Origin of the sequence: Anaerostipes sp. PC18 (genome assembly GCF_039789045.1) — a bacterium.
In the GTDB taxonomy this organism is placed as follows: Bacteria; Bacillota; Clostridia; order Lachnospirales; family Lachnospiraceae; genus Anaerostipes; species Anaerostipes hominis.
The window spans coordinates 1,675,488-1,696,111 of the sequence record NZ_CP121164.1; the positions used below are offsets into that span (position 1 = coordinate 1,675,488).

At 45.4% G+C, this 20,624-nt stretch carries 23 protein-coding genes and 1 pseudogene; 18 read left to right on the top strand and 6 right to left on the bottom strand.

Features of this window, described 5'->3' with window-relative positions; genetic code table 11:
* Window position 1: 1 nt before the first annotated feature.
* The 11 genes from cobT (at window position 2) to P8F77_RS09100 (ending at window position 8,642) form a co-directional block, all read left to right on the top strand.
* Window positions 2–1,051, top strand: coding sequence for a nicotinate-nucleotide--dimethylbenzimidazole phosphoribosyltransferase (gene cobT / locus P8F77_RS09050; protein ID WP_270432949.1), 1,050 nt, complete (start codon window positions 2–4; stop codon window positions 1,049–1,051).
* Window positions 1,052–1,063: 12 nt separating this feature from the next.
* Window positions 1,064–1,576, top strand: coding sequence for a bifunctional adenosylcobinamide kinase/adenosylcobinamide-phosphate guanylyltransferase (locus tag P8F77_RS09055; protein ID WP_270432952.1), 513 nt, complete (start codon window positions 1,064–1,066; stop codon window positions 1,574–1,576).
* Between the two features lie 9 nt (window positions 1,577–1,585).
* Entirely contained in the window at window positions 1,586–2,350 is a 765-nt protein-coding gene (locus tag P8F77_RS09060; protein ID WP_024727633.1) for an adenosylcobinamide-GDP ribazoletransferase, read from the top strand.
* 10 nt (window positions 2,351–2,360) lie between these two features.
* Window positions 2,361–2,744: a bifunctional adenosylcobinamide kinase/adenosylcobinamide-phosphate guanylyltransferase gene (locus tag P8F77_RS09065; protein WP_287518361.1), complete on the top strand. Its 384-nt coding sequence runs from the start codon at window positions 2,361–2,363 to the stop codon at window positions 2,742–2,744.
* Complete coding sequence (locus P8F77_RS09070; RefSeq protein WP_287518359.1) at window positions 2,741–3,349, top strand: histidine phosphatase family protein; 609 nt, start codon at window positions 2,741–2,743, stop codon at window positions 3,347–3,349. Before P8F77_RS09065 ends, P8F77_RS09070 begins: the two co-directional genes overlap by 4 nt.
* Window positions 3,340–4,308, top strand: coding sequence for an adenosylcobinamide-phosphate synthase CbiB (gene cbiB / locus P8F77_RS09075; protein WP_287518356.1), 969 nt, complete (start codon window positions 3,340–3,342; stop codon window positions 4,306–4,308). Before P8F77_RS09070 ends, cbiB begins: the two co-directional genes overlap by 10 nt.
* A gap of 17 nt (window positions 4,309–4,325) precedes the next feature.
* A complete protein-coding gene (locus tag P8F77_RS09080) occupies window positions 4,326–5,393 on the top strand; it encodes a threonine-phosphate decarboxylase (RefSeq protein WP_024727629.1) in 1,068 nt (355 codons plus the stop codon).
* Window positions 5,375–6,889, top strand: coding sequence for a cobyric acid synthase (locus tag P8F77_RS09085; RefSeq protein WP_287518352.1), 1,515 nt, complete (start codon window positions 5,375–5,377; stop codon window positions 6,887–6,889). The genes P8F77_RS09080 and P8F77_RS09085 overlap by 19 nt, the downstream gene beginning before the upstream one ends.
* Window positions 6,889–7,518 carry a precorrin-8X methylmutase gene (locus P8F77_RS09090; RefSeq protein ID WP_287518349.1) on the top strand — a complete coding sequence of 210 codons (630 nt, stop codon included), beginning with the start codon at window positions 6,889–6,891 and terminating at the stop codon, window positions 7,516–7,518. Before P8F77_RS09085 ends, P8F77_RS09090 begins: the two co-directional genes overlap by 1 nt.
* A gap of 91 nt (window positions 7,519–7,609) precedes the next feature.
* On the top strand, window positions 7,610–8,209 hold the full coding sequence (locus P8F77_RS09095; RefSeq protein WP_347256431.1) for a polysaccharide biosynthesis C-terminal domain-containing protein: 600 nt from the start codon (window positions 7,610–7,612) through the stop codon (window positions 8,207–8,209).
* 109 nt (window positions 8,210–8,318) lie between these two features.
* Window positions 8,319–8,642: an isoprenylcysteine carboxylmethyltransferase family protein gene (locus P8F77_RS09100; protein ID WP_081723839.1), complete on the top strand. Its 324-nt coding sequence runs from the start codon at window positions 8,319–8,321 to the stop codon at window positions 8,640–8,642.
* Here P8F77_RS09100 and P8F77_RS09105 read toward each other — a convergent pair.
* Together P8F77_RS09105 and P8F77_RS09110 are read right to left on the bottom strand one after the other, a co-directional pair.
* Window positions 8,617–9,384 (bottom strand): sulfite exporter TauE/SafE family protein, encoded by a 768-nt coding sequence (locus tag P8F77_RS09105; RefSeq protein WP_024727625.1) that lies wholly within the window; start codon window positions 9,382–9,384, stop codon window positions 8,617–8,619. The genes P8F77_RS09100 and P8F77_RS09105 overlap by 26 nt on opposite strands.
* A gap of 19 nt (window positions 9,385–9,403) precedes the next feature.
* Window positions 9,404–9,841 carry a MarR family winged helix-turn-helix transcriptional regulator gene (locus P8F77_RS09110; RefSeq protein ID WP_287518336.1) on the bottom strand — a complete coding sequence of 146 codons (438 nt, stop codon included), beginning with the start codon at window positions 9,839–9,841 and terminating at the stop codon, window positions 9,404–9,406.
* 188 nt (window positions 9,842–10,029) lie between these two features.
* On the opposite strand from P8F77_RS09110, the gene P8F77_RS09115 reads away from it, so the two are divergent.
* The 3 genes from P8F77_RS09115 (at window position 10,030) to P8F77_RS09125 (ending at window position 13,244) form a co-directional block, all read left to right on the top strand.
* Window positions 10,030–10,590, top strand: coding sequence for a TetR/AcrR family transcriptional regulator (locus P8F77_RS09115; protein WP_024727624.1), 561 nt, complete (start codon window positions 10,030–10,032; stop codon window positions 10,588–10,590).
* A gap of 112 nt (window positions 10,591–10,702) precedes the next feature.
* Complete coding sequence (locus P8F77_RS09120; RefSeq protein WP_287518330.1) at window positions 10,703–12,097, top strand: MATE family efflux transporter; 1,395 nt, start codon at window positions 10,703–10,705, stop codon at window positions 12,095–12,097.
* Window positions 12,084–13,244 carry a cation diffusion facilitator family transporter gene (locus P8F77_RS09125; protein ID WP_287518327.1) on the top strand — a complete coding sequence of 387 codons (1,161 nt, stop codon included), beginning with the start codon at window positions 12,084–12,086 and terminating at the stop codon, window positions 13,242–13,244. Before P8F77_RS09120 ends, P8F77_RS09125 begins: the two co-directional genes overlap by 14 nt.
* Here the strand turns inward: P8F77_RS09125 and P8F77_RS09130 are convergent.
* From P8F77_RS09130 to P8F77_RS09145, 4 genes and pseudogenes are all read right to left on the bottom strand, one after another.
* Window positions 13,241–14,575 (bottom strand): hypothetical protein, encoded by a 1,335-nt coding sequence (locus P8F77_RS09130; RefSeq protein WP_287518324.1) that lies wholly within the window; start codon window positions 14,573–14,575, stop codon window positions 13,241–13,243. The two genes, P8F77_RS09125 and P8F77_RS09130, sit on opposite strands and share 4 nt — an antisense overlap.
* A gap of 462 nt (window positions 14,576–15,037) precedes the next feature.
* Window positions 15,038–15,301: a CD3324 family protein gene (locus P8F77_RS09135; RefSeq protein WP_287518321.1), complete on the bottom strand. Its 264-nt coding sequence runs from the start codon at window positions 15,299–15,301 to the stop codon at window positions 15,038–15,040.
* A gap of 175 nt (window positions 15,302–15,476) precedes the next feature.
* A pseudogene (locus P8F77_RS09140) lies at window positions 15,477–15,953 on the bottom strand (hydrolase).
* A gap of 314 nt (window positions 15,954–16,267) precedes the next feature.
* Entirely contained in the window at window positions 16,268–16,480 is a 213-nt protein-coding gene (locus P8F77_RS09145; protein ID WP_347256451.1) for a hypothetical protein, read from the bottom strand.
* On the opposite strand from P8F77_RS09145, the gene P8F77_RS09150 reads away from it, so the two are divergent.
* From P8F77_RS09150 to P8F77_RS09165, 4 genes are all read left to right on the top strand, one after another.
* Complete coding sequence (locus P8F77_RS09150) at window positions 16,383–16,649, top strand: isoprenylcysteine carboxylmethyltransferase family protein (protein WP_347256440.1); 267 nt, start codon at window positions 16,383–16,385, stop codon at window positions 16,647–16,649. The genes P8F77_RS09145 and P8F77_RS09150 overlap by 98 nt on opposite strands.
* A 93-nt stretch (window positions 16,650–16,742) precedes the next feature.
* Window positions 16,743–18,470, top strand: a complete 1,728-nt coding sequence (locus P8F77_RS09155; protein WP_330625617.1) for a DUF2075 domain-containing protein — start codon at window positions 16,743–16,745, stop codon at window positions 18,468–18,470.
* Between the two features lie 202 nt (window positions 18,471–18,672).
* Entirely contained in the window at window positions 18,673–19,272 is a 600-nt protein-coding gene (locus P8F77_RS09160) for a reverse transcriptase domain-containing protein (RefSeq protein WP_235824669.1), read from the top strand.
* 231 nt (window positions 19,273–19,503) lie between these two features.
* Window positions 19,504–20,139, top strand: a complete 636-nt coding sequence (locus P8F77_RS09165) for a CatB-related O-acetyltransferase (protein WP_334300198.1) — start codon at window positions 19,504–19,506, stop codon at window positions 20,137–20,139.
* Window positions 20,140–20,624 lie beyond the last annotated feature (485 nt).

The window sequence follows — 20,624 nt, forward strand, 5'->3', positions numbered from 1 at the left end:
AATGGACATCACAGAAATCAGCAGTCATATCAAGAAACCGGATGAAAACGCTGTGAAACGGTGCAGGGAGCGCTGGGACAGCATAGCAAAACCGCTGCACAGCCTTGGAAAGCTGGAAGATCTGATCGTAAAGATCGCGGGAATCACCGGAAGTGAGCACATAAATCTCACAAAAAAAGCACTGGTTTGTATGTGTGCCGACAACGGAGTCGTGGAAGAGGGAATCTCCCAGTCAGGACAGGAAGTCACGGCGATCGTTTCCGAAAATATGTTAAACGGCAGGGCCACTTCCAGTGTAATGTGCCGGCATCTGGGTGCAGATTTGTTTGCCTTGGACGTGGGAGTCGCATGCGAGACGTCTCTGATCCAAAAGAAATCAGCTTTTGGAACAAAAAATATGCTGAAAGAGCCTGCGATGACCAGAGAGGAAGCCGTCAGGGCCGTCAATGCTGGAATTTCCATGGCATTTGAGCTTTCCCGGCAGGGTTATTGTATCGCGGCCACCGGAGAGATGGGTATCGGAAATACGGCCACCAGCAGTGCGGTCGCATCCGTTCTTCTGGACCGGCCGGCAGAAGAAATGACCGGACGGGGAGCGGGTCTCGATCATCAGAGACTCCGGCGCAAGATTCAGGTGATCGAACAGGCAGTAAACCTGCACCGTCCCGACAGTAAGGACCCGCTGGATGTTCTCTCCAAAGTCGGTGGTTTTGATCTGGCCGCTTTGACAGGATTCTTTCTGGGCGGGGCAGCGGCAAAACTTCCTATAGTGGTTGACGGTTTTATCTCCGGGACAGCGGCTCTGGCGGCAGCGAAAATCTGTCCAGATGCAGTCCATTCCATGCTTCCTTCCCACAAGTCAAAGGAGCCGGCGGCAGGACTGCTGCTGGACGCGCTCGGGCTGGATGCCTGCCTGGACTGCGGCATGAGTCTTGGAGAAGGAACAGGAGCGCTTATGCTGTTTCCTTTGCTGGACATGACATTGGATATCTATGAAAAAATGAGCACCTTTGATGAAATCAACGTGGAACAGTATGTTCCTCTCGGCTGAAAGGAGGGCCGGATGTTTACATTAGTCACCGGCGGCAGCGGCAGCGGAAAATCAGAATATGCAGAGAGTCTTGCAGATTCCTGGAACGATCCGAAAATCTATGTGGCAACCATGATGCCGTTTGATGAGGAGACCGGAAAGAAAATTCAAAGACACCGGGCTATGAGGAGGGACAAAGGATTTGTCACTGTGGAATGTTTTACCGGGCTTTCTGCCCTCCATCTCCCGGAGGGGTGTCATGTACTGCTGGACTGTATGTCAAATCTCACGGCCAATGAAATGTATACAGAAGAGGGGGCTGGGCTTGGCACAAGGGATTCCATTCTCTCCGGCATAGAAAATCTTCTGGCATTTGCAGAGGATGTATGTATTGTCACCAATGAGATTTTTTCAGACGGAATAGAATACGGCGCCGAAACGATCCGCTATCAGAGATGTCTTGGGGCTTTGAACTGCCGGATGGCTGAGCTGGCAGACCGGGTGGTGGAAGTGGTATGCGGGATTCCACTGAGACAGAAAGGATGAGGCAAAGAAATGAACCAGCTTTGGAACAGTTTTAAAATCGCATTTTCCATGTATTCCAGAATTCCCGTGCCGGGAAGTGAATGGACAAAAGAACATATGAAATATACCCTTTGTTTCTTTCCGGCAGTCGGGGTTATTGTGGGACTTCTTGTCATTTGCTGGTCCGATTTCAGCCGCTTTCTTGATTTTGGGATGCCGGCCCGCACGGCGGGATTAACTCTGATCCCGGTCATTGTCACCGGAGGCATCCATATGGACGGATTCATGGATACTGCAGACGCTCTGGGATCTTTCCGGGGCAGAGAAAAAAAGCTGCTTATTTTAAAAGACCCACACTGCGGAGCATTTGCCGTTCTTTCATGTGTGTGCTATTTTCTGGCATATGGAGGTGCCGTCAGCGAGATCGGGAGAGGAAATCTTCTGATCCTTGCCTGGGGATTTGTGCTGTCGCGGGCGTTGAGTGCATTTTCTATCGCCTCTTTTCCCATGGCAAAAGAAACAGGGCTTGCGGCATCCTTCTCCGGGGCTGCCCATAAAAAAGCGGTGCGCGGAGTCTCGGCTGTGACGGCGGCAGGTTCTGCGGCCGTCATGTGCTTCCTGAATCCTGCCGCCGGACTTTTGTGCATCGGAGGAGCCGTTTTATCCTTCGTCTGGTATTACCGGATCTCGATGAAGCAGTTTGGGGGCATCACAGGGGATCTCGCAGGGTGGTTTCTGCAGATATGTGAGCTGTCTGCGGCCATATGCCTGGCCGTAATAGAGAAAATAATGTAAAGGAGCAGTCATGATTATCATCATAGGAGGAGCATTTCAGGGAAAAAAAGAATATGCGGAAAGGGTCACCGGCATTTCGGGAGACCAGATGACAGACGGAGCGGAGTGTTCTTTGGAGGAGATTTATTCCTGCCAATGCCTTTATCATTTTCATGAATGGGTCAGGCGGAAACTGCCGGACATAAAGGATTATGAACAGGAAGCCAGGAAAATTTTCGAAGCAAATCCAGAGCTGGTTCTCATAGCCAATGAACTCGGCTGCGGTGTTGTGCCGGTAAATGCATTCGACCGGAACTTTCGGGAGACAGAGGGGAGACTTCTTACCTGTCTTGCCGGGATGAGCAGTGAAGTGCACCGGGTCGTGTGCGGAATAGGTACGGTGATCAAGGGATGATCAGAGGATATTTGATCCGGCACAGCATGACCGGGAGCAATGCTTTGGGCCGCTATGCCGGGAAAAGAACAGATGAAGCTTTAAGTACAGAAGGGATAAGCCTGTGTCTGGACAGGATATATCCGCAGACAGACGTGGTCTATACAAGCCCTATGAGGCGGTGTATACAGACTGCCGGACTTCTTTACTGCGGAAAAAAGCCTGTGATCCGGGAACAGTTCGCTGAGTGTGATTTCGGCATTTTTGAGGGAAAGAACTACAAAGAGTTATCCGGCGAGCCTGAGTATCAGAAATGGATCGCCAGTAATGGAACCCTCCCATTTCCTGAAGGCGAGAGCAGAGAAGAGTTTCAGGTCAGGTGTCTTGAAGGGTTTTGTCTATGCATAGAGCACTGCATACAGTATCAATATAAAAGTTTTGCAATGGTAGTCCATGGAGGCACGATCATGAGTATTTTAGACGGCTTTGCCATCCCTCACAGAGATTATTTTCACTGGCAGGTGAAAAATCTGGAGGGATATGAAATAGAGACAGATGAAAAACAGTGGGCCTCAGGGAGGCGTGAAATCTATGTAAGAAGAGAGGGAACAGACATATGGAAATAAGAGCAGCGGCGTTATTGTTTGGGTTTTTTCTGGACTTCCTGTTTGGTGATCCCCGCTGGCTCTATCATCCCATCCGCCTGATCGGTTCAGCCATTTCTGCGGTGGAAAAGGGAATCCGGGCTGTTTTTCCTAAAACACCCTGCGGGGAAAGAGCAGGAGGGATTCTTCTGATCCTTCTGATCGGGTCCGGTTCCTTCGCCCTCCCGTTTTTTGTCTTGAAAATGCTGTACGGCTGGAGCCAGACGGCAGGATTTCTCCTGGAGTCTTTTTTATGTTATCAGCTGACGGCGGCCAGAGGTTTGAAAGATGAGAGTATGAAAGTTTACAGAGAGCTTACTGAAGGCTCTCTTGCGGGGGCCAGAAAGGCAGTCTCTATGATCGTCGGAAGAGATACAAAAGAACTTACCCAAACCGGCGTTATAAAGGCTGCCGTGGAAACAGTGGCAGAAAATACATCGGACGGAGTCGTAGCCCCGTTATTTTATATGTCGTTAGGCGGTGTCCCACTGATGTTTCTCTACAAGGCCATCAACACGATGGATTCCATGGTAGGCTATAAGAATGAAAAATATCTGAATTTCGGCAGATATCCGGCAAAGCTGGATGACTTGGCAAACTATATTCCTGCCAGGCTGTCTGCATGGTTCATGATCGCTGCCTGTATTTTTACTGGAAATGATGTATTGGCGGCCAGACAAATTTACAGGCGAGACCGGAGAAATCATAAGAGTCCCAATGCCGCCCATACGGAAGCAGTGACAGCAGGGGCTCTGCACATCCGGCTGGCAGGAAATGCCTGGTACTTCGGAGAACTATATGAAAAACCTACAATTGGTGATGATTTAAGGCCTCCTGAGCCGGAGGATATAAAAAGAGCCAACGGCCTCATGTATGGATGCAGCCTCTTGGCAGCCGCCGTTTTTGGGTTTATACTTATGTGCATCGGATGGAAGTTTTGACCGGAAGGAGGATTGGCATGAAGAAACATATACACGGGGGAGATATTTACCGTCACGGGCATGTGACTGATTTCTCTGCCAATGTAAATCCTCTCGGAACGCCGGAGAGTGTCAGAGAAGCTGTTCGGAATTCGGCTGACGGCGTCGAATACTACCCGGACGTTCACTGCAGCAAATTAAAAAAGGCATTATCAGACTGGGAACAGGTTCCTGAATCCTGGCTGATCTGCGGCAACGGCGCCGCGGATCTTATTTTTGCCCTGACACTGGCGTTAAAGCCTAAAAGGGCGTTAATCCTGGCTCCGACCTTCGCAGAATATGAACAGGCACTGAAAAGCGTAGGCTGTCAGATAACCTATTTTTATTTGACGGAGCAGGAGGAATTTCTTGTGACAGAGAAGATCCTTTCAGAGATCACCCCGGCTCTGGATATGGTGTTTTTGTGCAATCCGAACAATCCCACGGGAGAGCTGACCGACAGGGAATTACTGTTGAAACTCTCAGAAGAGTGCAGAAAAAATCAGGTTTTTTTAGCAGTGGACGAGTGTTTCTTAGATTTCGTCCCGGATGGACAGGACTATGAGCTGGCAGGCTGCCTGAAACATAACCGCAATATTTTTTTGCTGAAGGCATTTACAAAGCGTTACGCCATGGCCGGTCTCCGTCTCGGATACGGTATCTGTTCTGATGAAAATGTTCTTTTCAGAATGGAGGAAGTGACTCAGCCATGGAGAGTGTCATCGCCTGCCCAGGCCGCAGGAACTGCGGCTTTGTCGGAGCAGTCCTATTTAAAGCGGTCAGTACGGTTCGTAGCTGCACAGAAACATATATTAAAAAAAGCATTGGAGGAAGCAGGCTTTCGAGTTTATGGGTCCAGAGCCAACTATTTATTTTTTAAAGGTCCGGAGGATTTTTATAAATACTGTCTTTCTAACTCAATTCTGATCAGAGATTGTGAAAATTATGAGGGGCTGTCTAAGGGGTGGTTCAGGATCGCAGTCCGGACGGAAAAGGAAAACAGGCGGTTCATTCAGATCCTTCAGGCGTTTTCGAAAGGAGAAACAGCATGGCAAAGACAATCATGATTCAGGGAACGATGTCAAACGTTGGGAAAAGTCTTATTACCGCAGGGCTTTGCAGAATATTTAAGCAGGATGGCTATAAAACCGCTCCGTTCAAGTCTCAGAATATGTCGCTGAACTCATACATAACAAAAGACGGACTGGAGATGGGACGTGCTCAGGTTATGCAGGCAGAGGCGGCGGGAATCGAACCGTCTGTCTGTATGAATCCGATTCTTTTAAAGCCCTCCAGCGATACCGGCTCACAGGTAATCGTAAACGGGAAAGTCCTTGGGAGTATGAGCGCCAGGGAGTATTTTGCATATAAAAAAACACTGGTTCCTGAAATCCAAAAGGCATTTGATGCTTTGAGCAGGGACAATGATATCATTGTCATAGAAGGTGCAGGCAGTCCGGCAGAGATTAATCTGAAACAGGACGATATTGTCAACATGGGTATGGCAGAGCTGGTCAATGCACCTGTACTTCTAGTGGGAGACATCGACCGGGGAGGCGTCTTTGCACAGCTGACCGGAACCATGATTCTGCTGACAGAGGAAGAACAAAAAAGAGTGAAAGGAATGATCATCAACAAGTTTCGGGGAGATAAAACGATCCTGGAGCCCGGCATTGAGATGCTGGAAGAAAAAGTGCAGATCCCCGTCGTAGGGGTTACCCCATACATGAATCTTGAACTCGACGATGAGGACAGCCTGACCGAGAGGTTTGACCGGAAGACAAAAAAGGAATTGGTCGACATTGCTGTGATCCGGTTTCCGAGAATGTCTAACTTTACAGATTTTAACGTTTTTGAGCTCATTCCCAATGTGTCTCTGCGTTATGTAAAAAAAACGGGAGAACTCGGAGATCCGGATATGATCCTGCTTCCGGGAAGCAAAAATACCATTGAGGATCTCCTGTGGCTTCGTCAGTCCGGCTTGGAAAATATGATTCTGAAAGAAGCCTCCGGGGGAACGATTATTTTTGGAATCTGCGGAGGCTATCAGATGCTGGGAGAAGTGCTGTCTGACCCTCATCATGTGGAGACAGGCGGAACGGTCAAAGGAATGGGACTGCTCCCGATCGACACCGTCTTTTCCAAACAAAAAACAAGAAGCCGGGTAGAGGGAAGGTTCCTTGAACTGGATGGAGATTTATGTTCGCTCTCAGGAGCCTCTTTTGAGGGATATGAAATCCATATGGGGGTCTCTACTCAACATGGCGATGGAAAGCCTATGATATGTCTTGAAGATAGAGTGAATGGTGTCAAGAAACCATGTGGAATTTGCAGGGAAAATGTATACGGTACTTATGTCCATGGGATTTTTGACCTTGCGGATACGGCGGAAAAGATTGTCCGTGCCATTGGAGAAAAGAAAGGGATCGATCTTTCCGATGCTCCGGCGACGGATTACCGGCAGTTAAAGGAAGATCAGTATGATCTGCTGGCAGATGAACTGAGAAAGCATCTGGATATGGAAAAAATATATGAAATCCTCGATAAAGGAGCAAAAGACTGATGAAGATTGAACTTGAGAATGTGGAGCCTGCACAGATCGAGGCAAGAAGTTTTGAGATCATAACAGAGGAACTGGGGGAGTTTCCTCTGATTCCCGGAACAGAACCTATTGTAAAACGCTGTATTCATACAAGCGCTGACTTTGATTACGCAAAAAATCTTTGCTTTTCGGATAATGTAGTATCGCTTGCCATAGATGCCATCAAAAACGGCGCATCCATTGTGACAGATACGCAGATGGGCAGGGCCGGGATCAATAAAAAGAAACTGGCCCGGTATGGAGGAACAGTTCAGTGTTTTATGTCTGATAAAGATGTTGCAGAAGCAGCAAAAACAAACGGCACCACAAGGGCTGTGGCGAGTATGGACAAAGCGGCGGCTTTAGGTGAGAAGTTCATTTTTGCAGTTGGGAATGCCCCGACGGCACTGATAAGGCTGTATGAACTGATCAGGGAAGGGAAACTGGATCCTCACCTGGTGATAGGGGTTCCCGTGGGATTTGTCAATGTGGTTCAGTCAAAAGAACTGATCATGGATGCAGAAGTTCCGTATATTGTGGCAAGAGGAAGAAAAGGCGGGAGCAATATTGCGGCGTGTATTGTAAATGCACTGCTTTATATGATGGAGTGAGGGAAACGCTGTCAGGACTTTTACAGTAAAAAGAAGGTGAAAAAGTGGAAGAGAATGCGGCAGAGCATTATAAAAATTTCTGAATCCTCTGATGAGGCTGCTGGGCAGTACGGATACAATCCTCCTTTATGCCAGAACCTATGCCGCCTGTATCCTTATTTCCGCGCCCTTGATGACAAGCAGCTTTGTTCTTAACAATATTCTGCGGTATGAGGGAAAGGCATCATTGGCTATGATCGGTCTGACAGCCGGAGGTTTTCTGAATATTTTTGGAGACTGGGTACTGATGACAAAATTTCATATGGGGATCCTGGGAGCCGGGATTTCAACGGCAGTGTCTCAGGTGGTGGACTTCTTCCTATCCTCACAGCTGGCAGGCTGGTTTCGGAATGATCCCGCTGTCATTGAGATCGGGACCTTTGCGTTAAGAGCCCAGCTTCTCACATTGTTTCTGCAGCCAATGTCGGTATGTGCCAACATGATGTTCCAGAGCATCGGAAAAAATGGGACCGCTTCCTTTTTGGCAATGCTTCGAAGCGGAATCTGCTTTATCCCGGTGATCTTTTTGCTGCCTCGTATGTTGGGGCTCACCGGAGTGGAAGTATCCCAGACCGTGGCGGATTTTCTGACATTTGTGATCACCGTTCCGTTTGTGGTACAGTTCTTTCAGCATCTTCCGAATGATGCCTAGGCATATCATCGTGGACATTTCAAATTGGAAAGGGAGAATAATATGAAGATTGTTGGGATTATGATACTTGCTGTGGCAGGAGATGTGATCTTTTTTTTCGGTAAAGACAATGAAAGACAGCTGGAGGGCCGGGATCGCAGAGAATGATAAAACTGAAATCGTAACAAGCGGAATCTATCAAATCAGCAGGAACCCGGCCTTTCTGGGGTTTGATTGTGTATACATAGGATTGCTGCTCATGTTTTTTAATCCAATACTACTCATTTTTTCTGTCTTTGCAATTATAATGCTTCATCTGCAGATATTACAAGAAGAGCAGTATTTACCAAAGGTCTTTGGAAATGACTATATCAATTATAAAAACAAAGTTTACCGATACTTTGGAAGAAAGTCCTCCTTCCGATTGTCTAAAAATAATTCACAGCAACAATAGCCAGTCCAAGTACCGTGAGAACCGCTCCGGTGGCACGGTTTAATACAATGGCTGAAGCTTTGTTGGCAAATTTGGCTGCGACCCTGGCCCAGAGGAAGGTACTTAATACACAGAATATCAGGCTTAACATGTCCGGGCGTCCTCCGATGGCAAAATGGCTTAAGGATCCGGTCAGTGCTGTGAAGGTCATGATGAAAACGCTGGTGCCTACGGCAGTCTTCAGCTCATATCCCAGGACACTGGTCAGCAGAAGAAGCATCATCATACCTCCGCCTGCACCGACGAAACCGCAGATAAATCCCACAACAGCACCGCAGATGACAGACTGAAGGAATCTCTTTTTTGCGTTCACAGATTCCATGCTGCTTTTTGTGGTCATGACCGGGCGGACGAGGAACTTAATTCCAAGCAGCAAGGTCATGAAAGTAGAAAAACCGCCCATGGCTGTGCTTGGTACAAGGCTTGAAATATAGCTCCCAACTAAAGTAAAGCATAGCACGGAGGCCATCATGACCAATCCGTTTTTAATATCCAGGTTCTTATGTTTGCCATAGGTATAGGCAGATACAGCGCTGGCACACACATCGCTTGCCAGGGCAATGCCCACTGCCATGTAAGGATTCATTCCGAGAAAGGCGATGAGCATGGGACTGATGACAGCGGCTGCGCTCATACCGGCAAAACCTGTGCCCAGCCCCGCGCCGATTCCTGCCAAAAAACAAATGATAAATTTATATAACATAATCGTTACCTCATACTTGTTATTTTTTTTCTTTCAGTGACTTTGTGATATTATCATCGATCCTGCTGAAAAACTCCTGGAGTTTTTCCCGTTCTTCCTTAGAAAAACCATCCAGCAAAAGTGTAAAGCATTGTTCCTGACAGCCAGCCAGGGCATTAATCCGGTCTTTCATATCAGCAGATAGGATCAGCCGGTGCACCTTCCGGTTTACAGGGTCCGGAGAAGAAGTGAGATACCTCCGCATTCTGAGAGATTCCACGGCCTTCGAGACATTGGATTTGGCAAAGCCCCTCATGACGGAGATATCCTTGGCAGTATTATGCATTGGATTATTTTTTAGAAAAAGCAAGACATCAATTTCCAGCTGCGAAAGTCCGTACTGATCCGACAAAGGCTGGAATGTCTGCCGATACAAATGCTTAAAATGGTTTGCATAGGTCAAAACATGATTCTGCATAAACATTCCTTTCTAATATAAGTTATTTTTATAACAGTTCTAATTATAACTATTTGGGCGCAAACTGTCAATAAATTAAAAAATATGTCGGGATGACACGGTTTAGATATAGTTCTATTAGGAATCACCGTTGACAAAGAATCAGATATATTATAATATTGAATGGCAGTTCAATATTAGGAGGGATTATGGCTCAAGTCTTAAAAGAAGAGATCCGGCAGGGGATTCTCCATGCGGCCCTGGAGGAGTTTTATGAAAACGGATATGTCCGGACGACCATGCGCAGTATCGCTGACAGAGCCGGGATACCGGCTGGTCTCATTTATTCTTATTATAAAAATAAAGAGGCCCTGTTTGATGAAGTCCTCCGCCCGGTGCATTTTGACTGGAAACGGGTCATGAAAGGCAGCGGATCATCCGACCATCAGAATTACCAGTATCTGAGCCAGATGGAAGAGGACTGTATCAGAAGTCTTTTCAGACACCACAGAGAGTTTATCATTATGATGGATAAAAGCACTAAGACAAAATATGAGTGTGAAAAGGAAAACCTGGTATGTGAGATCGAGGGCCATCTGAACTCGCACCGGGATCTGTGCAGGCATTACGATCCAGTGTTTGTACACATCATAGCCAATAATTTTTTAGATGCACTATTGCAGATCGCATACCACTATGAAAGCGAGGAGTGGGCCATGAAACTATTAAACAAGATATCAAAAATGTATTTACAGGGAATCGGTTTTTAAACCGGTTCCTTTTTTTATTGAACAATGCTGAATATATGTTCAATATTGAACTGAGTAGGATTTGTACGGTCTTTGGATCCGTTCAGATAAATAAAAAATTTGGAGGAGAAAAATGAAAGAAGCGAAAAAAAACAATTATCTTCTGGGGGAGGAGACGGTGGCAAGAGCGCTTTTAAAACTTGGCATCCCGACCATGATCGGAATGCTGATCTCTGCCCTTTACAACGCCGTGGACGCCTATTTTGTCGGAGGGCTGGGAACCAGTCAGATGGGCGCTGTCTCTGTGGTCTTCCCTATTGTCCAGCTGGTGATCGGACTTGGAATGATGTTCGGGGCAGGAGCATCTTCCTATATATCCAGGCTGCTTGGGGCAAAAGAGTATGAGCTGGCTGACCGGACGGCCTCCACGGCTCTGTTTACCGGACTGTTGACGGGAGGTACTGTCATCGCCGGGATCCTGATCTTTTTGACACCGGTATTATCCGCACTTGGCGCTACAGAGACCATTCTGCCCTATGCCAGGGATTATGCTCTCATCTATGTGACCGGATCGATTCTCAATGTATTTAATGTAACAATGAACAATCTCCTGACAGCCCAGGGCGCAACCCGGTTTACAATGGCAGCCATGATAACCGGAAGTATCCTCAATGTTATTATGGATCCGTTGCTGATCTATGGACTGCACATGGGGATCCGGGGAGCGGCAGCAGCCACGGTAATCTCCCTGTGCGTCAATTCCTCCATGTACGTGGTTTACCTGATGAAGGGAAAAGGACTTTTGCATCTGTCTGTCCGAAACATCACACCAAGCAAAAAGATATATTCTGAGATATTAAAAATAGGGATTCCGGTACTGGTATTCCAGCTGTTTGCCAGTATCGCATTGGGACTGACCAATACTGCGGCAAAAGCATACGGGGATTACGCGGTGGCTGCCATGGGCGCAGTCAGCAGGATCATGACCGTTGGGATCTACGTGGTGTTTGGTTTTATGAAAGGATTCCAGCCATTTGCGGGATTTAATTTCGGAGCCGGACAGTATGACCGGCTAAAAGAGGCGGTAAAACTCTGCTGTCTCTGGTCCACCAGCTTTTGTGTTCTCATGTCGGCCGTATGTTTCCTCTTGTCCAAACAGCTGATCGGACTATTTGGCACTGATCCACAGATGATCCTGCTGGGCGGCCGGGCTCTGCGTTTTAATGCAGTCTTACTGCTGACCTTCGGATTCCAGATGGTGTATGCGTCTCTCTATCTCTCCGTCGGAAAAAGCGGCGCAGGAAGTATCTTAAGCCTGGGAAGACAGGGAATCTTTTTCTTTCCGCTGATCCTTCTGCTTCCGAGGCTGTTTGGACTTTCAGGAATCGTCTGGGCCCAGCCGGCGGCTGATGTATGTGCGGCCCTGGTGACTTTGTGGTTTGCTTGGAACATGAACGAAATACTTGGGATCAGCTCAAAGAAGAGGGCACCTGGTTCCGGGGAGGAGTGTATACATGAAAAAGGATAAAAAAGGCGCCAGCCTTTTCCAGTTGACCGTATTGGGTATTGGCTTAAATCTTTTTCTGAGTATCCTAAAATTCACAGCGGGAGCTGTCAGCCATTCCGTGACCGTGACGGCAGACGGGTGGAACAACTTAACGGATGCGGGAACAACGGCCGTGACCATGTTCGGCCTCTGGGCGGCAGGTTGCGGCGCGGGGAAACACCATCCATACGGACACGGCAGGCTGGAGTGGCTCCTTGGAATGCTGGCGTCAGCCTCCGTTATCACCATAGGATTTGAATTGTTAAAAACATCGGTTTCAGCCTTATACAGAGGACAGCAATCGGACTATCAAACCGCCGTGTTTTTTGTATTGTTCCTCTCTGTGGCAGTAAAGATATGGATGTACTTTTATCAAAAAAGGGCTGGTCTTGCCATGGAGTCAGCGACATTAAAAGCCATGTCTAAGGACTCTTTATCAGATGCCTTTGCGACAGGAACAGTCCTCATTTCTGCTTTCGTCACAAGGTTCACTGAGTGGAATATTGACGGGTGGTGCGGCATAGGGGTTGCAGTCCTCATCCTGGCCAACGGCCTGAAAAGTTTTACAGAGATCGTAGAAAAAGTGATCGGAACACAGCCGGAGGGCAGTATTTTGCAGGAGGTTGAGGATATCATATCAAAGCAGGAAGGCGTTGCATGTTTTTATGGTCTAAACATCCATGACTACGGCCTCAAGCACTACATCGTTTCCGTCAAAATACTGGGTAAGGACAGTGGTATTTTTACAAAAGCCCTGGAACTTTCTTTAATGCTTGAGCAGAAGTACAACTGCAACTGTACGGTTCAGGCCGGGATCGCGGCAGAAGAGTCCAACAAAATAAAACAACTAAGAAAAGACCTGAATGAAAAAGCAGGGGAGATCCATCCGCTGCTGGAGCTCAAAAACTACCGTTTCATCAGGGCAGGAGAACATACCCTGATCACGACAGACCTTTGCATTCCTATTTCCCTTCAGAAGAAGGAAGATATGATTTTAAAAGAACTCAGTCAGACAGCAGGAAAGGCCGGAATCCAGTATCAACTGGAACTAAGCCCTTTTGTGGAAAATAACCATATCCGGTCCTGGAAGACTCTGAAGAAATCTAAAAAACGGAAGGGATGGGGCTAAGGGTTCATGTCCAGAAAATGACTGCGGTCAGATACGGCAAAGGAAGCCATCTGTCCGGCAGAGTCTCGGTTCAGCGCCATGACTCTGCCATGATACGGATAGTAGATCAGGTTAGACCAGAGAACCTCATAGCCGCCTTTGTCATATTCTTTGGCAGTGGGCAGATAGCTGTCTACCCCGTTGGTGTAGCCGTTCAGAAAAAAGAGTGGATTCTTGGATTTCTGCCACACGTCCAGTGCAATCTCGCACATGATTTCATTTGCAACACCGCAGAAACAGCCGTCATTTAACATAAAATAATGAAATTCAATGTCCGCTGTCTGCGTAAATATATGCTGTTCGCGGAGTTTGCGGACTTCCATAAGCCATCCGTTTCCGTCTATACCAGCTTCAGTTTCGGCTTCCTCTGCGATTTCCTCGGCCTGTTCCAAGGAAGGGACATCAGCTGCAAACGGATGATCTACAGAAAACATTGCCAGCCTGCAGACCGGCTCTGTCTTTAATTTTTTTAACACGGGTGCGACGGAGGAAAGGACAGAATCTGCCATGTTCTCCAATGCATCTAGACTTTGCTGAAAATACTTCTGTTTTTCAAAGTCAGTGTACGGCTTCTCTAAAGCATCCACACCCTGGATTTCCATAAAATCTGCATTTTCCTGCTGAAATCTTGGCCGGAGATTTCCGGATGCCCCCTGGACCATCATAACAGGGCATTCAAAAGCATTGGAAAGCCTCTGCCTTGTAAGGCCGAAATAATCCGAAGAAACCTTATAGTTGTCGCTTGTGAGCACATTGGCATGGGCTGACACCCTGAGAAGAAGCAGTACCGGTTTCCCATCCGGATCCGCCAGCTTTAAAATCCCAAGCCGGGGTTCTTTGGCGGATGTATCTGATCTCCGGTTGATGCCGATCAAATGATCCCCGATCCCCCAAGCCGCATGAAATGGTCTCATTTGTTTCTCTGCCTCTTTTGCTGCGATACATATCCGATCACATACAAAGGAAAAGTAAGCGGGTTCCTCCGCCGCATTAGGGGCAGAATGGGTATGGGAAAAACAGACCATGATCTTATCTGTTGTAATATTGAGAACGCTGGCAATCTTTTTTCTTAGCTTCAGGGTCAGCTCCACGGTAAAACCCAGGCTGTCCACAGCAGCCAGGCAGATGGTTTCTTCCTGGGATCTGAAAATGAGGATCTGGGCATTTAATGAATGAAGGACACCTCTGGATTGATTATCAATTCTCGGAAACCCTACCAGCTGGACCGGACCATCCGGGGTAATATTAGTTTCGGCAAATCCGAAAGAAGCAGTGTTTTGGTTTTGTTTCATGAGTAACACCTCCTGTATCAAAAGATAACAGAAGTGGAAAGAGCCTTCAATATCCAAGATCATACAGAAACAATTTATACCTTAACGCGCGAAGCGCGTACACCCGAAGGGTATGAAATACGGTGTGCCCTGTGGGTATACCTTAACGCGCGAAGCGCGTACACCCGAAGGGTATGAAATACGGTGTGCCCTGTGGGTATACCTTAACGCGCGAAGCGCGTACACCCGAAGGGTATAAAATACGGTGTGCCCTGTGGGTATACCTTAACGCGCGAAGCGCGTGCACCCGAAGGGTATAAAATACGGTGTGCCCTGTGGGTATACTTATGAAGCAGATTACCATGGGAAGGGGATGAGACGGGATTTTGTTTTCTGGGTATATTTAAGATAGCCGTCCAATCAGAAAAGCAGTGAATATCAAGTGATAGATATCCACTGCTTTTTCAGATGTTTTCAGCTTATTCATCTGCCGTATACAATCTTTCGAATGGTATGTACGGAAAGAAAATATGTATCTGACAGTTTTTCTATGGACATCCCTGAATGATAATCCTTTCGGATACATTGATTGCGCTGGGAAGTCCTGGTCCGGCTCCCTGTCTTATCACCCCATTTTTTATGCTGGTCTTCTTTTTTAGGTATGTACAGATAACCTCCCTGTACATAGTCCTGAAGCTGTTCCAAAAGGGATGCGGGAAGAATGGAAGCTGCATTTTTATAATTCATAATTGGTCTCACTCCTTAAACAGTATTGTTTTTGGAAACAAGGCCGTTAAGAATATGAAAGCGCCTTTTACTCCATGCAGACGGCGCTTCTTTTATTCCATAGGAAATTCCTGGGCCCTGCATGGAGACTTTCATCTGCTTTTCTTTTTTTATTGATACACATAAGAATCACCGCCTATTGGTCGTATTTCTGCATTTCCTGTTTAATAGAATCTTCACAGGAGCGCATGGCCAGAATTGTTTTCTCAAAGAGCTCGTTTAACTCCCAGCCCAGATTTTGGGCGCCCTGGGAGATCACATCCCGGGAGCAGCCTGCCGCAAATAAGACTTTCTCCATCTGGTGGTCCGGCTGGATGTCAGAACAGATCCCATAGCCATGGGAACAGACGGAACGTATCATATCTTCCCCTACGCCGCCTTCTCGCAAAAGTTCCGGGGCCTTTTGGCAGTGTTCCTCCGGTTATAATTCAAAGTCAATATCGTGAAGAAGTCCGGTGATCCCCCAAAAGTCTTCCTCCTGTCCGTAAGCCAATTCATTGGCATACCATCTCATGACACCTTCCACTGTCAGTGCGTGTTGGATGTGAAAGGGTTCTTTATTATATTTTTTTAGAAGCTTAAAGGCTTCATCACGTGTTATTGTTGCTTCCATAGGTCCTCCTTTGTTGGTATGGTGTTTTATCATTTGCTTTGGTTTTATTTTAGCACTTGAGATGGGGAAAGTAAAACAGCGAAGGACGGGATCTTATGACGGTTTTGGGTTTGACATTCATATAGGAAGATATTAGAATTTAAGGAGAAAGAATTTCAAGAGGGGAATTACAATAAAATGAACGCATTTCTGCTGATGGTACCACTTTTTTTCATAAGATTTATCCTGTTAGGACAAATAAACAAAGAAGCATTAAGCCGTGCCGCTTTTTTTGCTCCGTTGGAGGGCAGAGAGAGGACGGCATACTTATTTTATCAATGTTCAAATATTTTTATTTTCTTATATTCTTTTTTATTACAAATAAGGATTGGTACTCTGCTATCCTTTATTGCCCTAATAATATATGCTGCAGGTATTGGCATTCTTACAATTTCAACCATTGCATTTGCCAAACCTAGGCAGGATGGATTAAATACAAACGGAATATATAAGGTTTCCAGAAATCCAATGTACATCGGATATTTCATATATTTTTTAGGATGCGTTCTTTTGACTCGTTCTATTTTGTTATTTTTTGCACTTTTTATATTTCAAATATCTGCACATTGGATCATTATTTCTGAGGAAAGATGGTGTATTCATAAATTTGGAGATGAGTATTTAAGCTATATGAAGAATGTTAGAAGATATCTGTAGGGCATTGATAAAAATGATGTATTTTACAAGAAAGGAAATGTAGGGGTTGCGTTTTTATAAACTCCATACAAAGGAATGAACTTGAAACCTATTGTGTATAAGATAGATGATGATCTAAATAGTTTACAAACTTTACAGGAGAAATTAGAAAATAAAATTTTGGAAAAAGAAGTATTGTTTGATTACCCGACAGTTTATATTCATGATTGGAAAAAGGGAGAAGGTTATGAGGTGTATGTTGGGGAGTCGAATAATGTGATCCAGAGGACAAAGCAGCATTTTGATCAATCGGGGGATAAATCAAAATGGCAGTATCAACTGAAAAAGAAAACATCTAGTTTATATATTATCGGGTATGATCATTTCAATAAATCTTTTACCCTGGATATTGAAAATCGTTTAATGCATTATATGATGGGAGCAGAATCTGTTAAAAGAATGCACAATAAGAGGACAAATCCTCAGAACAGATATTATCCCGATTGTGAAGCAAATGCTATCTTCAGAAAAATCTGGAACAATTTAAGAAAAAAAGATGAAGTTTTATTTCCTGCAGAGAGTGAGATAAAAGATTCCGCTTTATTTAAAGCCTCCCCTTTACATAAGCTAACGCAGGAGCAGGAAGAGATAAAAGAAAAAATAATTGAGAAGGTTTTTACTGCTTTGGATAAGGAGAAACAGGGACAGCTTATATTCATTGACGGTGAAGCAGGAACAGGCAAAACTGTACTTAACAGCAGTACCTTTTATGAGGTGTTTTTGAAGGCAGAGGAGCGAAAAAAAGATGATCTTCAGTGTTATTTAATTGTAAATCATGATGAGCAGATAACTGTCTATAAACAGATAGCAGAGAAACTTGGTCTAAAAAATAAAGATGGAAAAGAAGTTGTGTGCAAACCAACGTCATTTATCAATAATCATTCAATGGATGAGCCGGTTGATGTAGCATTTATTGATGAGGCTCATTTGCTGCTAACACAGGGAAAACAGTCATACCAAGGAAAAAACCAACTTGAGGATATTATAAATAGGGCGAGAGTCACAGTGGTGATGTTTGACGAAAATCAAATTTTGACGACAGAGCAATATTGGGAAGAACAGATTTTAAAGGGTTATAGAGAGCAAGCCAAAGAGAGTGATAATTATTTTGAATTGACAAAACAGTTGAGAGTGACTGCATCGGACGAAACAATTTCATGGATCGATGACTTTACAAAAAAGAAACGTATATCAGATATTCCAAAAGATAAGACCGGATATGAAATAAGGGTTTTTTCTCAGCCGTCAGAGCTTGAGAAAGCAATTAAAGAAAAGGCGGGGGAACAAGAACATAAATTATCCAGGCTCATTGCAACTTATGATTGGGAATATAGCAAAAATTCATCAATGGAAAAGAGAATGAAGAAATATTGGGAGGTTCTGATCGGTGATTGGCATAAACCATGGAACCGTGAGTTGGAAAAAGATATGGAAAGAAAACAAAAGCGGAAAAATAAAACACTTTCCTGGGCAGAACAGCCGCAGACCATTGATGAGGTAGGATCCACATTTACAATACAGGGATTCGATTTGAATTATGCAGGTGTAATTCTTGGGCCTTCTGTAAAATATCGTGATGGAAAGATTGTTTTTGATCCAAGTGAAAGTTTTAACGAAAAAGCAAAAAGAAATCGTACATTATCAGATGGTACCATGAAGAAATTTGGAGAAACGTTGATCCAGCATGAAGTGAGGGTTTTAATGACTCGGGGAGTTAATGGGTTGTATATTTATGCTTGTGATGAAGAATTGAAAAAGGCATTGGAGGAAGCTGTCAGATGAGAGAAATTCGAAGATAGAAATATATTCTCGATTATATCGTATCTGTGGATGTTGTGGCCCTGCGAAATCATGAGTGAGATTGTCGGAAATTTATATTGTTCCGATAAATGAGAAATATTATTCCGAAAGCATTGCTATTATTCCGAGTAGAGGGTATACTACTTTTGAAAGTGAGGTACGAATCCCCTCATTCGAGGACAAAGTGGTTCAGGGCGTATTCAAGGAAATACTTGAGGCAATATATGAGCCAAAGTTCAAGGAGTTTTCTTTTGGATTCCGGCCAAATAAGAGTTGTCACGATGCAATCCAGAGAGTAAACAGACACATCATGGCAGACAAGGTAAATTATATTGTGGATGCCGATATCAAAGGCTTCTTCGATAACATCGACCATGAATGGATGATTCAATTTCTGGAGCATGACATAGCCGATAAGAACTTTATACGATATATCAAACGGTTTCTGATAGGCGGAGTCATGGAAGACGGGAAGCGGCTGGAAACAGAAGCGGGAACAGTGCAGGGAGGTCTGATGTCGCCAGTGCTGGCAAATGTGTACCTGCACTACACCTTAGACACGTGGTTTGACTATGTGAAGAAGCGCGAGTTTAAGGGAGAGATGTACATGGTGCGTTACGCAGATGATTTTGTATGTCTGTTCCAATACGAGAATGAAGCACGGAAGTTCTATCAGCTTCTGATTGAGAGACTGAAGAAATTCGGACTGGAAATCGCAGAGGATAAAAGCAGGATACTTCCCTTTGGAAGATACACCCACTGGAAACTCCAAAGATATATGTAACAAGTGCTTATTAGGCGAATGGCTTATTGAAGAGCCGTATGCCTTAATAGGGCACGTGCGGTTCTGTGAGGGGCTTTTGAGACTTGAACCTCTCATCGCAAGAGAATATAGATGAAAGGAAGTGAAAAGTCGAGGCAAAGTCTACTCGACGACTTTTTATGAAATTATGTATTGCAGTCACTGGAATGGTCTAAAAAAACACGAAGCAAAGATAGGAGAAGTGCTATGACTATTCCAGATACTAAAAAAATTTATCCAAGAGCCGGTGACAGCCAGACAATTTATTTAAAAAATGTGATCGACTGTCCGAATATAGAAGTCGGTGATTTTACAATTTACAACGATTTTGTACATGATCCGAGAGATTTTCAGAAGTATAGTGTGCTGTATCATTATCCGATCAATCATGACAAAGTGTATATCGGAAAATTTTGTTCTATCGCGTGCGGAGCAAAATTTTTGATGAACTGTGCGAATCATACGCTGTCTTCTCTGTCCGGCTATACGTTTCCACTGTTCGGTGAAGAATGGGGGCACGGCATTACGCCGGAACAGTCCTGGGACAACAAGGGAGATATCGTCGTGGGCAATGATGTATGGATCGGCTTTGAAGCCGTGATCATGGCGGGTGTAACGATCGGCGATGGTGCAGTGATCGGCACGCGTGCAGTCGTGACAAAAGACGTACCGCCCTATACGATTGTCGCCGGGATTCCTGCAAGGCCAATACGAAGGCGGTTTTCTAAAGAAGATATCTTGTTTCTACAGGAAATCAAATGGTGGAATTGGCCTGTGGAAAAAATATCCGAAGCCATTCCCTATATTCAGTCCGGTGATATAAAAGGTCTGAAAAGCCTGATACACTAAACATTTGGAGAGTATGAAATTTAAACCCGGTATAGCCGAACAGGCTATACCGGGTTTTTAAGTATGACGGGCATGTCCGTGTTCTGTGGTGCAAGTCCACATAGGCGTAGCTACCGACGAACTTGTAAGCGACTCCCAAGGTTTGCATCGTGAGGTGTGGGCGAGAAGAAGGGATAGCGAAATCGTAGCCCTACGGACAGAAACCCGATATTAAGGCGTACATGGTGGGTAAGTTGACTTAAAGCAACGAAGCCCTAAAGGTAGCCGTAACCCATGTGCGTAAATCGGGAGGGTAGACGAGGAAAGAACACGGACTTATCCCGTGAGGTCTCACAGGCGGTTTCATCAGCCGTAGTAACAACGAACTGTGAGAAGTCAGCAGAAGCCATAGTAGGAGAAATCTGAAGGGCTGAACAATGTAACCGTGCAGACGAATGTATGTACCTGTGAGTATTCGACAAGCGGATGTAGGCGAAACGTATATG

Excerpts from the sequence above, each read along its gene's own strand:
- P8F77_RS09060 (WP_024727633.1), top strand. The coding sequence starts at position 1,586 with ATGAACCAGCTTTGGAACAGTTTTAAAATCGCATTTTCCATGTATTCC.
- P8F77_RS09070 (WP_287518359.1), top strand. The coding sequence starts at position 2,741 with ATGATCAGAGGATATTTGATCCGGCACAGCATGACCGGGAGCAATGCT.
- cbiB (WP_287518356.1), top strand. The coding sequence starts at position 3,340 with ATGGAAATAAGAGCAGCGGCGTTATTGTTTGGGTTTTTTCTGGACTTC.
- P8F77_RS09055 (WP_270432952.1), top strand. The coding sequence starts at position 1,064 with ATGTTTACATTAGTCACCGGCGGCAGCGGCAGCGGAAAATCAGAATAT.
- P8F77_RS09105 (WP_024727625.1), bottom strand. The coding sequence starts at position 9,384 with ATGTTATATAAATTTATCATTTGTTTTTTGGCAGGAATCGGCGCGGGG.
- P8F77_RS09095 (WP_347256431.1), top strand. The coding sequence starts at position 7,610 with ATGAGGCTGCTGGGCAGTACGGATACAATCCTCCTTTATGCCAGAACC.
- P8F77_RS09085 (WP_287518352.1), top strand. The coding sequence starts at position 5,375 with ATGGCAAAGACAATCATGATTCAGGGAACGATGTCAAACGTTGGGAAA.
- P8F77_RS09125 (WP_287518327.1), top strand. The coding sequence starts at position 12,084 with ATGAAAAAGGATAAAAAAGGCGCCAGCCTTTTCCAGTTGACCGTATTG.
- P8F77_RS09080 (WP_024727629.1), top strand. The coding sequence starts at position 4,326 with ATGAAGAAACATATACACGGGGGAGATATTTACCGTCACGGGCATGTG.
- P8F77_RS09135 (WP_287518321.1), bottom strand. The coding sequence starts at position 15,301 with ATGAATTATAAAAATGCAGCTTCCATTCTTCCCGCATCCCTTTTGGAA.
- P8F77_RS09130 (WP_287518324.1), bottom strand. The coding sequence starts at position 14,575 with ATGAAACAAAACCAAAACACTGCTTCTTTCGGATTTGCCGAAACTAAT.
- P8F77_RS09065 (WP_287518361.1), top strand. The coding sequence starts at position 2,361 with ATGATTATCATCATAGGAGGAGCATTTCAGGGAAAAAAAGAATATGCG.
- cobT (WP_270432949.1), top strand. The coding sequence starts at position 2 with ATGGACATCACAGAAATCAGCAGTCATATCAAGAAACCGGATGAAAAC.
- P8F77_RS09120 (WP_287518330.1), top strand. The coding sequence starts at position 10,703 with ATGAAAGAAGCGAAAAAAAACAATTATCTTCTGGGGGAGGAGACGGTG.
- P8F77_RS09110 (WP_287518336.1), bottom strand. The coding sequence starts at position 9,841 with ATGCAGAATCATGTTTTGACCTATGCAAACCATTTTAAGCATTTGTAT.
- P8F77_RS09090 (WP_287518349.1), top strand. The coding sequence starts at position 6,889 with ATGAAGATTGAACTTGAGAATGTGGAGCCTGCACAGATCGAGGCAAGA.
- P8F77_RS09100 (WP_081723839.1), top strand. The coding sequence starts at position 8,319 with ATGAAAGACAGCTGGAGGGCCGGGATCGCAGAGAATGATAAAACTGAA.
- P8F77_RS09145 (WP_347256451.1), bottom strand. The coding sequence starts at position 16,480 with ATGAAATATCCGATGTACATTGGATTTCTGGAAACCTTATATATTCCG.
- P8F77_RS09115 (WP_024727624.1), top strand. The coding sequence starts at position 10,030 with ATGGCTCAAGTCTTAAAAGAAGAGATCCGGCAGGGGATTCTCCATGCG.